The organism is Paenibacillus radicibacter (genome assembly GCF_024721995.1).
GTDB classification, from domain to species: domain Bacteria; phylum Bacillota; class Bacilli; order Paenibacillales; family NBRC-103111; genus Paenibacillus_AM; species Paenibacillus_AM radicibacter.
Window position 1 is genome coordinate 151,367 of record NZ_JANQBC010000005.1, and the last position, 16,163, is coordinate 167,529.

Consider the following 16,163-nt stretch of genomic DNA (forward strand, 5'->3'; position numbering starts at 1 on the left):
AATATAATGTGTTGTGTTGTAAAAAAAGAGCCGTCACAAAGCACCGCTGTGACGGCTCTTTGCCTTCCTCACCACCATGTGGTGGGATAAGTCGTGAAACGAAGGGGAAGGATGTATTGGAGGAGTGAAAGCGACCGCCTTTGAAATCGTGAACCTACCCACCATTCTAATCAAGGGTTCACGATTGAGACAGCGGCCGGAAGTACATCCTTCCCCGCAGTGCCCCAGACTTTAGCTTCCTTTTCTCACCCCGAAAACACTACTTTTGCTACCACATCCAACTGAGTAATATTTTACCACCCCCTCATGAATACGCTTCCTATTTACATTCAATTGGGGTGGTGCTACAATGAGGTCAACCGGTTGCACAACATTATGCAAGCGGTTGCGCAACATAGAACAACCGGTTGCACAAATCCGGATTAGAATTACTTGGTAGAGGAGGCGTTTCGTATGGAAACAAAGAATACGACGCTTTCGACGATTGCTGAACTCGCTGGAGTATCGAAGTCAACCGTGTCACGAGTACTCTCGGATCACCCGCGAATTAGCCAGAAGACGAAAGATAAGATTTATGAAATTATCAAGGAACTCGGTTATCACCCGAATGAAGTCGCAAGAAGCTTGGCGAACAAGTCGACCAAGACCATCGGGATCGTGATGCCGATACAGAATGCAGAAGCTTTCTACGCTGGTTCATTTTTTCAAGAGTCACTTCGAGGAATTTGTACAGTAGCAAGTGATAATGGTTATGACATTCTGATCTCGACGAACAAGGTATCGGAAGTCGATGCAATTGGTCGTTATGTGAATGGCAAGAAAGTAGATGGGATGATCTTAATGCGATCCAAAGTGAAGGATGAAGGCATTGAGTATTTACTTAAGTCACAATTCCCATTTGTACTCATTGGTAGTTACGAGAATGAAACTGACATTTACAGTGTCGATAATGATAACTTCCAAGCTTCCAAAGATTTAACTTCCTACCTGATTGCAGGTGGCAAGCGAAGAATTGGTTTTATCGGCGGCACAACGAAATCGGTCGTAACTGTCAATCGTTTAAACGGCTATATGAAAGCGCTTGAAGAACATCAATTGCCAATAAACGAACAATTTATACTAACAGACAACTTATATACCGAATCATCAATTTGTTTAAAAAGCATGTTTGCCTCACAGGATAAACCTGACGCACTGATCGTACTGGATGATCAAGTCGGAGGCTATGTCATTGAACAATTATCAAGCATGGGAATTCAAGTTCCAAGAGATGTAAAAATCGCAGGGTTTAACAATAGTTCATACTTCGTTAATGCAAGTCTTTGTATTTCCAGTATCGAGATTCATGCCGAAGAAATTGGCTCCAAGGCTTGTCAGATGTTAATTGATGTTATGAATAACAAGCAAGTCAGTCATAAAGTCATCGTAGATCACCAGTTGGTTAAACGAGACTTTCCACAACCATAATAAATCCTGTGTAAAGCAGTATTTATAGATATTTTCTCAACTTAGAGGAGGTCAATGTAATGAAAAAAGGGATTGCTTTAGTAGCAGCAGGTGCACTTGCAGTAGGTGCTCTTACAGGCTGTGGTGGTAAGGGTGACAATAAGGCAGCGTCTGATCAAACAGTCATTGATGTATTCCAATTTAAAGTAGAATTCAAAGAGCAATTCGAGAAAGTAGCGAAAGACTACGAGAAATTGCATCCAAATGTAAAAATTAACATCAGTACTGTTGGCGGCGGTGACGACTACGGTGCAGCACTAAAATCGAAGTTCGCATCCGGTGCTGAGCCAGCGATCTTCAACGTAGGTGGCCCGCAAGACGTTGCAGACTGGAAAGGCAAGCTTGCTGACGTATCTGATACAGAAGCCTTTAAGAAAGCACTAAAAGGTACACTTTCCGGTGTAACTGTTGATGGTAAAACATATGGCCTACCTTTTGCACAAGAAGGTTACGGTTTCCTATATAACAAAGAAGTGTTCAAGAAAGCAGGCATCGACCCAAGCACAATTAAGTCTTACAAAGCGCTTGAAGATGCAGCTAAACTTCTTGACTCCAAGAAAAAAGAACTTGGCCTTGATTCTGTAACAGCATTCCCAGCTAAAGAAACTTGGGTAACAGGTTTACACCTATCTAACCCATTCTTCTCCGCTGAGTTTGGTGAAGACATTGCTAAAGCTTACAACGCAAAAGAAATTCAGTTCAAATACCAAGAAGCATTCAAAAAAGTGCTTGATTTACAACAAAATTATTCCGTTCAACCAACGGTGAGCTTAGACTACTCCCGCCAAGTAGAAGAACTATTCTCTAACGGTAAAGTCGCATTCATCCAACAAGGAAACTGGGTTTATGGCTCCATCGAAGGCATTGATAAGGAATTCGCTGCAAATAATGTAGGTATCTTGCCACTGCCAGTTGAGGGCTTCAAGGAAGATTCCATTCCTGTAGGTGTTCCAATGTACTGGGCAGTAAATGAAACAAAGAGCGATGCTGTGAAGAAAGAAAGTAAAGCATTCATTGACTGGTTGTACACATCTGATGCTGGTAAGAAAACAGTATTAGAAGACTTTAAATTCATTCCTGCATATGACGGTTTCGAAACAGATAAAATTGCAGATCCTATCTCCAAAGAAATCTACAAATTTGCTCAAGAAGGCAAAACAATGGGTTGGGTATTCATGGGCTACCCAAGTGCATGGGGTATGGATAAGCTAGGTGCTGACATTCAGCAATATGTAAGCGGCAAATTGCCGTGGGATCAACTCGTTCAAAACGCGAAGGATACTTGGAAAGCAGCTAGATAAAGCGACAGAGTCGTAAATAAAGCGGCTGGTATCAGCCGCTTTGTTTATAACTCGATGAAGGAGGATTTTTATGAAAAGCAACAAAAATAGCCTTGCGTTCTGGCTATTCCTAGCCCCGACATTGGCTGCATTATTCATTGTTGTTGTCGTTCCACTATTATTTGGTTTGTACTACTCATTTACAAACTGGAACGGTATTGAGTCGACTGAATTTGTAGGGCTTGGGAATTACGCGAAATTACTACAGGACAAAGTATTCCTAAATTCACTATGGTTCACGACGAAGTTTTCAGTAGCCTCCATTTTTTTCATTAATATCATCGGGCTTGGACTTGCGCTAATCGTAACGTCGAAAATTAAATCGAAAAATATGCTTCGTACCGTATTTTTCATGCCGAACTTGATCGGCGGATTGATCTTAGGTTTCATCTGGCAGTTTATTTTTATCAAAGTATTCGGCGCTGTAGGTAGTGCCCTTGGTATTGAATCGCTTCAAAGTTGGTTATCTACACCTGGAACAAGTTTCTGGGGACTCGTCATTCTTATGAGCTGGCAAATGGCTGGTTACATTATGGTTATCTATGTAGCATACTTAGAAAATGTACCGCAGGATCTAATCGAAGCAGCAGAAATCGATGGAGCGAATGCGTTCCAACGTTTTAAAGCAATCACGTTCCCGCTCGTTGCACCTGCATTTACAGTGAGCTTGTTCTTAACACTTTCAAACTCATTCAAATTGTACGATCAGAACTTGTCTTTAACAGGCGGGGGACCTTACAACTCAACGCAGATGGTGGCAATGAACATCTTTAAATCCGCGTTCGGGGAAAATCAAATGGCTTATTCTCAAGCTAAAGCGATTGTTTTCTTCCTAATTGTTGCAGCGATTGCGCTAACTCAAGTTTATATCAACAAGAAGCGTGAGGTGGAGTTGTAATGAAAAGGAGACAGAACTTAATAATTGAGATTCTCGGACTCTTACTTGGTTTGATTTGGTTATCGCCGTTTTACTTAATGATCGTGAACTCCTTTAAGACGAAGAAAGAAATTTTCACCGATACACTCGGATTACCTAACACATGGACTTTTGAGAACTATTCCAAAGCAGCGGAACAGCTTGATTTTTGGAAAACATTCTTTAACTCGGTACTCATTACTGTCATTGGTGTTGTGATCATCATCATCTTCGCATCGATGGCTGCATATGCGCTATCTCGTACGAAGACAAAGCTCAGCGGTATTCTATTCCTGGTATTCGTTGCTGCGATGTTGATTCCGTTCCAATCGGTTATGATTCCGCTTATCACGTTATTCGGTAAAGTAGAGATGTTGAACAGAGTCGGTATTATTATCATGTACCTTGGTTTTGGATCAAGTTTATCGATCTTCTTATACCATGGTTCCCTAACTTCGATTCCTGTCACACTCGATGAAGCTGCCAAAATTGACGGTTGTAATAGCTTACAGACATTCTGGAAAATTATTTTCCCGATCCTCAAGCCGATCACAGTTACAGTCGGTATCTTGAACACAATTTGGATCTGGAATGACTACCTATTGCCGTCTTTAGTCATAAATCAAGAAGGAAAACAAACAATCCCGCTCAAAATGTTCTATTTCTTTGGTGAATATACGAAGCAATGGCACTTAGCACTTGCAGGTTTAACACTAGGGATTATTCCAATTATTATCATGTACTTCTTTGCACAAAGACAAATTATTCAAGGTGTTACCCAAGGTTCAGTGAAGTAGAAGTAGGAGGAATTTGAAATGAACATGAAGCGATTGTTTGATGTACAAGGTTTTAAATTAACAACAAGTACTCTGCACAAGGAAGATCGTAGACTTAGCGAGAGTTTAACTTCAATAGGTAATGGATATATGGGGATGCGCGGCAACTTTGAGGAGACGTATTCAGGCGATTCTCACCAAGGTAGTTACATTGCAGGCGTATGGTTCCCGGACAAGACGAAGGTTGGCTGGTGGAAGAATGGCTACCCGGAGTATTTCGGTAAAGTGATTAACTCCCTTAACTTTATTGGGATCGGCGTGCAAGTAGATGGGGAGGAAGTGGACCTTTATGTTGATGAGGTTCGCGACTTCCACCTAGAACTTGATATGCAAACAGGCATGTTAAATCGTCAATTCATCCTTGTAAAAGGAAACAAAGAGACCGCGTTCAAAGTGGAACGCTTCCTAAGTGCCGATCGCAAGGAAATCGGTGCGATCTCCTACACAGTAACACCTCTAAATTATTCGGGGGAAATTACATTCACCCCATATTTAGATGGTAATGTACAGAATGAGGATTCCAACTATGAGGAAACGTTCTGGCTCGAGATCGAGCGTAAGGCGCTAGCAACAGGTGGAGCTCTCGTATCGAAGACGAAGTCGAATCCATTTGGCACACCGCAGTTTACAGTAGCGGCAAGCATGCATGTAGCAGCATCCAAAGAAGCGGTAATCACTTCTTCCGATCGTGACATGTACGTTGCTAACACCGTAACGATTCAGGCTAATGAAGGCGAAACAGTCGGCATTCATAAATATATTAGCATTACATCATCCCGTGATTATGCGGAAACAGAAGTGCGCCCAGCAGCAGACAAACTTCTTGAGCAGGCTGTTGAAGTCGGTTATGAAGCTCTGAAACAAGCACACGTTGCAAAATGGCTAGAGCGTTGGGAAATCTCCGATGTGGAGATCGCAGGCGATGACGAAGCACAGCAAGGCATTCGCTACAACTTGTTCCAATTGTTCGCTACTTATTACGGTGAAGATTCCAGACTGAACATCGGTCCGAAGGGCTTTACCGGTGAAAAATATGGCGGTGCAACGTACTGGGATACAGAAGCATACGCAGTTCCACTTTACTTATCCGTAGCAGACAAAGAAGTAACGCGTAATCTACTCCTTTATCGTCACAATCAATTAGAAGGCGCTTACCATAATGCAAGACAACAAGGTCTTAAAGGCGCGCTTTATCCGATGGTAACGTTCACAGGTGTGGAGTGCCATAACGAGTGGGAAATTACGTTCGAAGAGATTCATCGTAATGCGGCAATGGTTTATGCCATTTATAACTACGTGAATTACACAGGAGATAAATCGTATCTAGAGCAGTTCGGTATTGAAGTGTTAGTTGGGATTGCTCGCTTCTGGGCAGATCGCGTTCACTACTCCAAGCGTCAAGGCAAGTATATGATTCATGGTGTAACAGGCCCGAACGAGTACGAGAACAACGTAAACAACAACTGGTATACGAACTTTATGGCAAAATGGTGCTTGTCCTACACACTAGAGGTGATCGCAGATCTTCGTGAAGCAGGCACAGTAACGCATTTCGATCAGCTTGAAGTAACAAGTGAAGAACAAGCACAGTGGACATCCATCACAGAGAATATGTACTTCCCTTACGATGCAGAACTAGACGTATTTGTGCAGCATGATACGTTCTTGGATAAAGAATTAATGCCAGTAAGTGAACTAGCACCTGAGCATCGTCCACTTAACCAAAATTGGTCATGGGATCGCGTTCTGCGCTCTTGCTTCATCAAGCAAGCTGACGTGTTGCAAGGGATCTACTTCCACGGTGATCAATTCACAATGGAACAGAAGCGTAAGAACTTCGAGTTCTACGAGCCAATGACTGTACACGAATCCAGTCTATCGCCGTGCATTCACTCCGTGCTAGCTGCTGAGCTAGGCATGGAAGAAAAAGCAGTTGAAATGTACCAGCGTACAGCTAGACTTGATCTCGATAACTATAACAATGATACCGAAGACGGCCTACACATCACTTCGATGACAGGCAGCTGGCTGGCAATCGTTCAAGGCTTCGCAGGCATGCGTACGAGTAATGAAACGCTATCCTTCAAGCCAATCCTGCCAAAAGGCTGGGATCACTATTCCTTCAAAATCAACTACCGCGACCGTTTGCTTAAAGTAACCGTATCCAAAGGCGAAACTCGCCTAGAACTACTTCGCGGCGAGGCATTAAGCCTGAAGTTGATGGACGAAAGTGTCCTACTTGAAACGGAAATCGTAAAGTCGATGGTACTTGCTTAGTTGAATTAATCAATGATCGTATTGACCATAAAAGTGATGAAGTGAAATCACTTGTAAATAATTGATATTTAATGTAATTAAAGATTTCATTATGCTTAATCGAACGAGTAAATGGTGCTAAATAAACCGAAGTAGCGAAAGAGAATGGATGTGCTGGAGGAACGAAGTGTTCGCCTTTGAAATCGTGAAACTACCATTAAATCAATTCCAATTTCACGATTGAGACAGCGACCGGAAGCACTTCTTTTCTCTGCAGCGCCTCAACTACTCGCACCTACATCACCTACACCTAGGAGGTTCACATTATGAAAGATTGGTGGAAAAGCTCAGTCGTCTATCAAATTTACCCAAGAAGCTTCAATGACTCCAACGGAGATGGCATGGGTGATATCCCAGGCATCATCGAGAAACTAGATTACTTGAAACAACTTGGCATCGACGTGATCTGGCTAAGCCCTGTATTCGATTCGCCGCAGGACGACAACGGCTACGACATTCGCGATTACAAGCGCGTGTACGAAGAATTCGGTACGAACGAAGACATGTTCAAGATGATTGATGAAGCACATAAGCGCGGTATCAAGATCGTTATGGACCTTGTTGTGAACCATACATCCGATGAACATCAGTGGTTCATCGAAAGCCGTAAGAGCAAAGATAACCCTTACAGGGATTACTATATCTGGAAAGACGGTAAAGAAGACGGAACAGAACCGAACAACTGGGGTTCCTACTTCAGCGGTTCCGCTTGGCAGTACGATGAAACAACAGATCAGTACTTCTTGCACTACTTCTCCAAGCGTCAACCGGATTTGAACTGGGAGAATGAACAACTTCGCAATGATGTTTGGGATCTGATGAACTTCTGGATGGAAAAAGGTGTGGATGGCTGGAGACTCGATGTAATCAGCTCCATCTCCAAATTCCAAGACTACCCGGATTACGACAAAGTTGAAGGTCATAAGTACCTAATCGGCAAATACCATACAAACGGCCCGCGTCTGCATGAATTTTTGAAGGATATGAATCGTGAAGTGTTGTCGAAGTACGACTGCATGACAGTTGGTGAAGCACCAGGTTCATCACCGAGCGAAGCGAAATTGTTCACAGAGCCATCTCGCAACGAACTGAACATGATCTTCACGTTCGAGCATATGGATCTGGATACCGAGCAAGGTACACCAAATGGCAAGTGGGCGATGCGTGATCTGAACTTGGTTGAGCTTAAAGAGAACTTGACGAAGTGGCAGACTGAACTTGAAGTTGGTGGCTGGAACAGCTTGTACTGGAACAACCACGATCAGCCGCGTATTGTATCTCGTTGGGGCAATGATCGCGAGTATCGCGTGGAAAGTGCGAAGATGTTAGGAACAATTCTTCACTTTATGAAAGGTACGCCTTACATTTATCAAGGTGAAGAGATCGGTATGGTGAACTGTGCATACGAGATCGACGAGTATAACGATCTTGAGATTCGTAATGCCTATCGTGAGCTGGTGCAGGAGAACGGAACTCTATCGCACGAGCAATTCTTGAAGGCTGTTCATTACAAAGGTCGCGATAACGCACGTACGCCGATGCAGTGGAATGATACGACGAATGCAGGCTTCACAACAGGTCAGCCTTGGCTTAAGGTGAATCCGAGTTTTGAAGCAATCAACGTAGAAGCGGCACTTCAAGATCCGAATTCGGTATTCTATCATTATCAAAAAATGATCCAATTGCGTAAAGAACTGCCGATTGTTGTTCATGGCAAATATGCGCTGATCTTAGAAGATCACGCTGAAATCTTCGCTTATACAAGGGAACATGAAGGCAAGCGTCTGCTAGTTGTAGCGAACTTCTACGGCCATACATCCACATTCGACCTACCTGCAAATCTGCAAGGTGCGAATTGGACGAAACTGTTAAGTAATTATGAAGATAGCGCAGCACATCCAGTTGGCTTAGAGTTAAGACCTTACGAAGCAATTGTCTATGTGGAGGAATAAATGATGCGTACAACAAAAGCGGTCGTATTTGATCTGGATGGTGTCCTTACTGACACTGCTAAGTACCATTACCTGGCATGGAAGAACATGGCGAGTCAGATCGGTATTGAAATCGACGAAGAGTTCAATGAACAGCTTAAGGGCGTCTCTCGTATCGACTCCTTAATTCGCATCTTGGAACATGGTAACAAGCTTGGTGCGTATTCGTCTGACGAGATCAATCGTCTTGCTAATGAGAAGAACGAAGAATATAAAGTGCTGATCGAAGATATTACATCGGCAGATCTGCTCCCGGGTATTGAAGCTTTCTTGGAAGAATTAAAAGAAGCTGGTATTCAGCTGGCAATTGGTTCTGCATCCAAGAATGCTCCAGTTATTTTGGAAAAGCTTGGAATTCGCGATTATTTCGCCTACATTGTCGATGTGAACCATATTGTGAACGGGAAGCCTGCACCAGACATTTTCCTAGATGCGATTCAGGGATTAGGTGTACCAGCCCTTGAAGCAATTGGTGTTGAAGATGCAGAAGCAGGAATTGAAGCTCTAGAGAAAGCGGGCATTCGCTCCATCGGAATTGGCGTTACAGGTGATGTAACACTTGCATCGACAGCTGAGCTTCGCATTTCCTTACTGCCATAATTCAATCGTTCATTCATCATTACTATAAGACCTAATTTCTACTTGATGTGGAGGTTAGGTCTTTTTCATGTCATATTGACAGAATGAGGGGTGAATACTATCATAATCAGAACTTATTATTTTATAAAAATGAACAAAGTGATGTGAGAATATGTCAGCTCTTGAGATGATGTTGAAATTAAGTCTAGCCTTGTTATTTGGCTTATTGATTGGAATTGATCGACAGATCAAGCAGAAGCAGCTCGGACTGCGACCAAGTATGGTCATCTGTATTGCCAGCTGCCTACTTACGATTGTCTCGATTGAAGCTTTTGGCAAGTTTGCAGGTGAGAATCATCCGAATATGGACCCGATGCGACTGGCAGCGCAAATTGTAAGTGGTGTCGGCTTTATCGGAGCAGGGGTTATTTTGCGCAAACATAATGATGTAATCTCGGGACTCACCTCAGCCGCGCTTGTCTGGTCAGCGTCTGCTCTAGGTATTACGATCGGGGTTGGATTTTATCTGGAGGCAATATGCGGTGTTGTGCTCATTATTCTAGCCGTTAACTTTGTCCCATTCCTCATCAAGATGCTAGGACCGGAGAGACTGAATCGGGAAGAAGTGGCTGTGAAGATCAAGGTGGAGCCGAATACGAAGATGACGCAGATTATTAAGCGCATCGAACATAAGCATACAGTCGGTAATGATCTGTGGGTTGAATATAAGATTCGAGATTTGAAAATCAAGGATTTAACAGATGGGACACAGCTTATCGAACTGACGCTAACTGTACCGAAAACCCACTACACGACTGATATTTATTATGATATTAAACAGATCGAACACGTACTTACCGTTGAAGTAGAGCATCTATAGATCAATTTGATGAGGTACCGAACAGTTATTGGAGGGAAGACTCCGATAGCTGTTTTTTTGTTTACAATAAGGAAGAAGGTATAAATAGTCGGAATTGATTATAGGTAGATAAAATATTCTACTAAAACAGTTGTTTTATAGTAAATAAATGGTAGAATTGGGATGTAATGATAAATTATAGGGAGTGGTAAATGAATGTTAACAAGATTGAAGCGGCAGTTCACTAAATCAAGGGAGGGGACTAACACGAGTAAACGTGCGAGGCGTATTGCTACACCGCTTGCACTTGTATGTGGCATAATTGGATCTTTAGCATTCGCTGGTCTCGCTTCTGCACACGGTTATGTCGAGGGACCGAAAAGTAGGACTTTATTGTGTAACCAAGGGGTTAATACAGGATGCGGACCGATTCAGTTTGAACCGCAAAGCGTGGAAGGACTTAAAGGCTTCCCAAATGGCGGCCCTGGGGACGGTAACATTGCAGGTGGGGGACATTATCCAGAACTTGATGTACAGACAGCAGATCGTTGGAAGAAAGTAGATATTAACGGTGGCAAGAATACATTCACATGGTACCATTCAGCAAGACATGCGACTTCGAAGTGGGAGTATTACATAACGAAAGTGGGTTGGAATCCGAACCAACCACTCAAAGGCAGTGACTTTGAATTGTTAGCAACATTTAGCGGTGGTGGACAACAGCCTGCACAGCGTGTCTCCCATGACGTGAATGTTCCAACAGATCGCAGCGGCTACTACATTATCCTCAGTGTGTGGGAAGTTGCGGATACTGTGAACTCCTTCTACCAAGTGATTGATGTGAATTTGAAGAATAGTAACACCAACCCTCCTACCGATCTTATAGCTCCATCCGTACCGACAGGTGTTGCATCTTCCGCTCAGACAGCAAATAGTGTAACACTGAATTGGAGTGCTTCGACAGACAATGTAGGCGTTCACCACTATGAACTGCTACGTAATGGTGTTAAAGTAACGGATGTAACAGGAACGACCTATACCGATAGTGGACTGCTTGCGGATACTTCTTATACCTATAACGTAAAAGCAGTTGATGCTGCGGGTAACGCGTCGGCACAAAGTACAGCTTTTACAGTGAAAACCAAAACTTCTTCCACAACAATCGAAGCTTGGAGTGCGACGAAAGTATACGTTGCTGGAAATCAAGTGACTTATCAGGGTGTAACATATGAAGCCAAGTGGTGGACACAAGGTGAAACACCAGGGACAGCAGATGTCTGGAAAAAGATTTAATTAACGATCATCGAAGTGAGCATGTATAGGTCATTTTAATTAAGAACAGTTATTGGGGAACTAGTCTCCGATAACTGTTTTTTGCTTTTTATCAAGGTATGAATAGCTATAAGGACTCATAGTTATAAGCCTTAGAGGGGAGGGAGAGTTGATTCGATCAGCCTAGATACACGAACGGTCCTTTGATGGTAGGCTTTAAATGTACGGAAGAGTTGAAAGGAAATAACAAATTCGATAGGGAGTGGTAATTGGATGTTCAGAAGATTACAGCAGCAGTTCACTAAATCGAAGGAGGGGACTAACACTAGTAAACGGCTAAGACGTATTGCTACACCCCTTGCGCTTGTCTGTGGCATAATCGGTTCGTTATCATTCGCAGGTCTTGCATCCGCACACGGTTATGTTGAAGCCCCAACCAGTCGAACGATTCTATGTAACAAAGGTATTAATACAGGCTGCGGCCCAATTCAATATGAACCACAGAGCGTGGAAGGACCTAAGGGATTCCCGAATGGTGGACCTGGTGATGGTAAAATTGCAGGAGCTGGTCGTTATCCAGATCTAGATGTACAGACAGCAGATCGTTGGAAGAAAGTTGATATGAATGGCGGTACGAATACATTTACTTGGTACAATACAGCTAGACATGCAACTAGCAAGTGGGAATATTACATTACGAAAAAAGGCTGGAATCCGAATCAAGCACTTAAAGGCAGTGACTTTGAATTACTTGCAACATTCAGCGGCGGCAATCAGCAGCCAGCTCAGCGCGTTGCCCATGATGTTCAGATTCCGACAGATCGCAGTGGTTACTATATTATCCTAAGTGTATGGGAAATTTCTGATACAGCGAACTCCTTCTACCAAGTCATTGACGTTAATTTGAAAAATGACGGTAATCCACCAGTCGATCAAGAAGCTCCAAGTGTACCAGCTGGTGTGGGTTCAACCGCGCAAACCACTAACAGTGTCTCGCTCAAATGGAATGCTTCAACCGATAATGTTGGCGTTCATCACTATGAGCTTTATCGTAACGGAGCGAAAGTGACGAACGTAACGGGTACTACTTATACGGACAGCGGTTTACAGGCGAATACTTCTTATACTTATGCAGTGACAGCAGTCGATGCCGCAGGGAATGTATCTGCGAAAAGTGCATCGATCCAAGTAACAACGAAAGATATTCCAGCAGTAGATACGGAAGCACCAAGCATACCAACGACTGTTCATTCGATGGGCGAGACACCTTCAACGATTGATCTGATGTGGAATCCATCAACGGATAATGTAGGTGTGCACCATTATGATGTATATCGTAACAATGTGAAAGTGACTTCCGTATCCGGAACAAGCTACATGGATACAGGTCTGCAAGCAGATACTTCCTATACGTACACAGTGACAGCAGTGGATGCTGCAGGTAATGCTTCCGCTCAAAGTGCAGCGTTCACGGTGAAGACGAAACCGTCTTCTTCAAGCACATTGCCAGAATGGGATGCAACGAAAGTGTATGTTGGTGGCGATAAAGTACAGTACCAAGGCAAGGAATATGCTGCGCAGTGGTGGACACAAGGTGAGAAGCCAGATACATCTTCTGCTTGGAAGTTGCTTAATGGCGCAACACAAGAATGGAATGCAACCAAAGCCTACAATGGCGGCGATCGTGTTACGTATCAAGGTGTAACCTATGAAGCCAAGTGGTGGACGAAAGGTGAAACACCTGGAACGGCTACGGTCTGGAAAGTCGTGTAATTCATTTATCGAAGAGAACTGTTTCTACAGGGTCCCCTCCCCTGAGAGACAGTTTTTTTATTTTGCCATAATTACAGAAGTCAAGCGGATTGTTCATTTTGTCACAAGAATGGAAAAAAAATATGGCGGATTTTTGATGAAAACGCTGTTAATTATGTCATAATTGTGATAATATAATAATTGTAACAATTCAGTCAAAATGACTTGCAGGAGGAATTTATATGTGGTCTAAAAAATTACATACAAAATCAATCGAGGTTCTACGTGGAAAGATGAAGAATTCATTATTGTTAGCTGTATTTTTCTTTATCACGGCTTTCTTGGCTTCTTACGTAGGAACACATCTTGCAAGTGGGAATGAGCAACAAGTTATTACTTATGTCATGACAGGAATGGGACTTTTACTCGCAAGCGGCATCTTCTTTATGATCCGCTCGATGGTCGCTCACTCCGTTGTGGTTCGTAAATTTGGAATGTAAATGACAAAGCTACTACGGATGTAGTGGCTTTTTTTTATGAGCACAAAAGGATGGACTAATCTTCTATGTAAAATGCCGTGAACAACCCCTCCCCCCATTCATACTCTGAAGGAAAGGGAGCAGGTGAGCCATGTCATGAAATATAAGAGTAGTTCGTTAAAAAATAAATGGACCAAAACCAAATGGTTATTAGAGCAGCCGCGGTTACGTAAGCATGTTCCTCGTACGATGCTGTTTAATAGGAAGAACTTGCAATCCATGCTTTCGGCGCATCGAATGATTTATTTTAAACCTGCAGACGGTTCTGGTGGGGCTAAAATCATTCGAATCAAGAGGCTTGCAAGCAGATACCGAATTCAATATAAAACGAAGAAGTCTTACTATCTAACACTTGATGCTCTACACCAAAAGCTGCAACGCTTTGCCGGGAGTAGATCCTTTTTGTTGCAAAAAGGAATTCGTTTAGCAAGAACGAATGGCAAGCCTTTTGATATTCGAGTAATGGTGCAGAAGACAAACCGAGGCAATTGGGTGAGCAGTGCTATTTTCACAAAAATAGGGGAGCGTAATAAAGTAACGACGAACTATAATCAGGGCGGAGCTATAGGGTATTTCAATGAGACAATGGCTGGAGCAGGTTATGATACACTCAAAATCCAGCAGTTAGAACAACAATTGAAGCAGTTGGGTGTCGCTGTTGGTAACAATTTCGAGCATCATGTGGAGGGTTTCAGGGAATTAGGCTTAGATGTTGCGATTGGCCCGAAGGGGAAACCTTGGATACTTGAAGTGAATACGAGCCCTCGATTCTATCCGCTCAAACATATGGCAGATAAGAAGCTGTACCAGAGGATCATATTCTATGCGAAGCAGTATGGCAGGTATAGTTAAACGAGTGAGCTGAAGATAAAATAGAAAAGGACGATATACCGAAGTCATGTGACTCCGGGATATATCGTCCTTCTTGTTGACTGGCTATTTGTGACCGTATACGCTTTCGCTAATGATCGAAGGTAGTTCAGCTAATTGCGCATAATACATCGAAGGTGTGATGCTGCCACTTGCTAAGCGATCACTAAGCTGCTCTGTCATCTGTGCGACTTGCAAGTCAATAACTCCTTGCGCATCTTGCTGATGATCTGTCGCAATGTCAGCTAGTGATTTACCGTTGTACAAGGCGTCAAATACTTCTTCATCGGATGAAGTGCCGATTGCTTGTTCGAAGGAAGCAGGTGTATCTTGTGTAGAAGTATATGATGAAATAGTGATTCTCTCTTGTGTGGTAGCTGTACTTGCTGCTTGAACTTCAGGATCTTCTTTTAATAGCGTAAATCCAATCGTAATGGCGAATGCCATTGTGCCAACCATAATAATTTGTTTCGGATGCATATGTACATTCCTCGTTTCTGTGAATTTAGTGCCTATTCGTATTAATACGTATGACAGGACAAGTCGTTGCACTAAATATAGAATAATACACAAACCTTAATTGAATATGAAGTTCAAATTAAATATTGGTTTAAATGTTGGGTTTTTGCCCCGGCTTGTGATACGATTACTTCTATTAAAAATGATGGAGTGATACGGTTGGACTACACAGCACAAGAGGTCGCACAGTGGATGCTAGATCAAGTGAAATCAGCAGGCATACTGCATCAAGCCGATGCAGTCGAATATATCAGAACGAACTTCGGTGAGTCGTTTATTTATGTGAATGACAACGGGAATCAAGCCATTGATAAAGAAGTGAAGAAGGTATTCAAGAAAATGCACCGCGGTAGAGCGGCGTGGGAGAGAGACGGCTTCTTCTGGGGCTGGAGTTAGAATGAAAGAATTGCATGAGGCACGGTGGGAAGCTATTGCTCGCGTGCCTATAATGCAAATATTTACAGTCAATTGCAAGCAGGACGATCCTGTGCTACAATGAAATCAATTGATAGCGAATAGCAAATGTGTTACTTAGACCAGAACTTACGTATTGGAAAAAGAATCATTTGGTTAATGATCTCTTTCCAATGTGTGAGTTTTTTATTTTATAATTAATAAACATGTTAAAAATATATTTTTTGGAGGTAATATCATGGAATCAGGTATCGTTAAATGGTTTAATGCAGAAAAAGGTTTTGGTTTTATCGAAGTTGAAGGTGGCAACGATGTATTCGTTCACTTCTCCGCTATCGTAGGCGACGGCTTCAAGTCTCTTGAAGAAGGCCAACGCGTTGAATTCACAATCACTGAAGGCAACCGTGGACCACAAGCTGAAAACGTAGTAAAAATGTAATTTTACATTTTACAA

Annotated in this window: 15 protein-coding genes; 14 read left to right on the forward strand and 1 reads right to left on the reverse strand. The window is 42.7% G+C overall.

The window, feature by feature from the left end; all coding sequences use genetic code 11:
- The first annotated feature begins 453 nt into the window (after positions 1-453).
- The 12 genes from NV379_RS12460 to NV379_RS12515 all read left to right on the forward strand — a co-directional run bounded on the left by NV379_RS12460 (position 454) and on the right by NV379_RS12515 (position 14,758).
- Entirely contained in the window at positions 454-1,467 is a 1,014-nt protein-coding gene (locus tag NV379_RS12460) for a LacI family DNA-binding transcriptional regulator (RefSeq protein WP_258207640.1), read from the forward strand.
- Between the two features lie 59 nt (positions 1,468-1,526).
- Positions 1,527-2,807, forward strand: a complete 1,281-nt coding sequence (locus NV379_RS12465; RefSeq protein WP_258207641.1) for an ABC transporter substrate-binding protein — start codon at positions 1,527-1,529, stop codon at positions 2,805-2,807.
- Positions 2,808-2,877: 70 nt separating this feature from the next.
- Complete coding sequence (locus tag NV379_RS12470; protein WP_258207642.1) at positions 2,878-3,744, forward strand: carbohydrate ABC transporter permease; 867 nt, start codon at positions 2,878-2,880, stop codon at positions 3,742-3,744.
- Positions 3,744-4,559 (forward strand): carbohydrate ABC transporter permease, encoded by an 816-nt coding sequence (locus tag NV379_RS12475; RefSeq protein WP_258207643.1) that lies wholly within the window; start codon positions 3,744-3,746, stop codon positions 4,557-4,559. Before NV379_RS12470 ends, NV379_RS12475 begins: the two co-directional genes overlap by 1 nt.
- A gap of 18 nt (positions 4,560-4,577) precedes the next feature.
- Positions 4,578-6,875 carry a maltose phosphorylase MdxK gene (gene mdxK / locus NV379_RS12480; protein ID WP_258207644.1) on the forward strand — a complete coding sequence of 766 codons (2,298 nt, stop codon included), beginning with the start codon at positions 4,578-4,580 and terminating at the stop codon, positions 6,873-6,875.
- A gap of 305 nt (positions 6,876-7,180) precedes the next feature.
- Entirely contained in the window at positions 7,181-8,866 is a 1,686-nt protein-coding gene (locus tag NV379_RS12485; RefSeq protein ID WP_258207645.1) for a glycoside hydrolase family 13 protein, read from the forward strand.
- 3 nt (positions 8,867-8,869) lie between these two features.
- The gene (gene pgmB, locus NV379_RS12490; RefSeq protein ID WP_258207646.1) at positions 8,870-9,505 is read left to right on the forward strand and encodes a beta-phosphoglucomutase; all 636 of its coding nucleotides are present in this window, start codon (positions 8,870-8,872) and stop codon (positions 9,503-9,505) included.
- A 166-nt stretch (positions 9,506-9,671) separates the two neighbouring features.
- A complete protein-coding gene (locus NV379_RS12495; RefSeq protein ID WP_258207647.1) occupies positions 9,672-10,364 on the forward strand; it encodes an MgtC/SapB family protein in 693 nt (230 codons plus the stop codon).
- A gap of 195 nt (positions 10,365-10,559) precedes the next feature.
- Positions 10,560-11,636 (forward strand): lytic polysaccharide monooxygenase, encoded by a 1,077-nt coding sequence (locus tag NV379_RS12500; protein ID WP_258207648.1) that lies wholly within the window; start codon positions 10,560-10,562, stop codon positions 11,634-11,636.
- 252 nt (positions 11,637-11,888) lie between these two features.
- The gene (locus NV379_RS12505; protein ID WP_258207649.1) at positions 11,889-13,388 is read left to right on the forward strand and encodes a lytic polysaccharide monooxygenase; all 1,500 of its coding nucleotides are present in this window, start codon (positions 11,889-11,891) and stop codon (positions 13,386-13,388) included.
- Between the two features lie 221 nt (positions 13,389-13,609).
- Positions 13,610-13,867, forward strand: coding sequence for a hypothetical protein (locus NV379_RS12510; RefSeq protein WP_258207650.1), 258 nt, complete (start codon positions 13,610-13,612; stop codon positions 13,865-13,867).
- A gap of 135 nt (positions 13,868-14,002) precedes the next feature.
- Positions 14,003-14,758 carry a YheC/YheD family protein gene (locus NV379_RS12515; protein WP_258207651.1) on the forward strand — a complete coding sequence of 252 codons (756 nt, stop codon included), beginning with the start codon at positions 14,003-14,005 and terminating at the stop codon, positions 14,756-14,758.
- Between the two features lie 84 nt (positions 14,759-14,842).
- Here the strand turns inward: NV379_RS12515 and NV379_RS12520 are convergent, their stop codons facing one another.
- On the reverse strand, positions 14,843-15,256 hold the full coding sequence (locus NV379_RS12520) for a hypothetical protein (RefSeq protein WP_258207652.1): 414 nt from the start codon (positions 15,254-15,256) through the stop codon (positions 14,843-14,845).
- Positions 15,257-15,454: 198 nt separating this feature from the next.
- Here NV379_RS12520 and NV379_RS12525 point away from each other — a divergent pair, with 198 nt between their 5' ends.
- Positions 15,455-15,691: a DUF6953 family protein gene (locus tag NV379_RS12525; RefSeq protein WP_258207653.1), complete on the forward strand. Its 237-nt coding sequence runs from the start codon at positions 15,455-15,457 to the stop codon at positions 15,689-15,691.
- Between the two features lie 256 nt (positions 15,692-15,947).
- Positions 15,948-16,148, forward strand: coding sequence for a cold-shock protein (locus NV379_RS12530; protein ID WP_258207654.1), 201 nt, complete (start codon positions 15,948-15,950; stop codon positions 16,146-16,148).
- Positions 16,149-16,163: the final 15 nt, after the last annotated feature.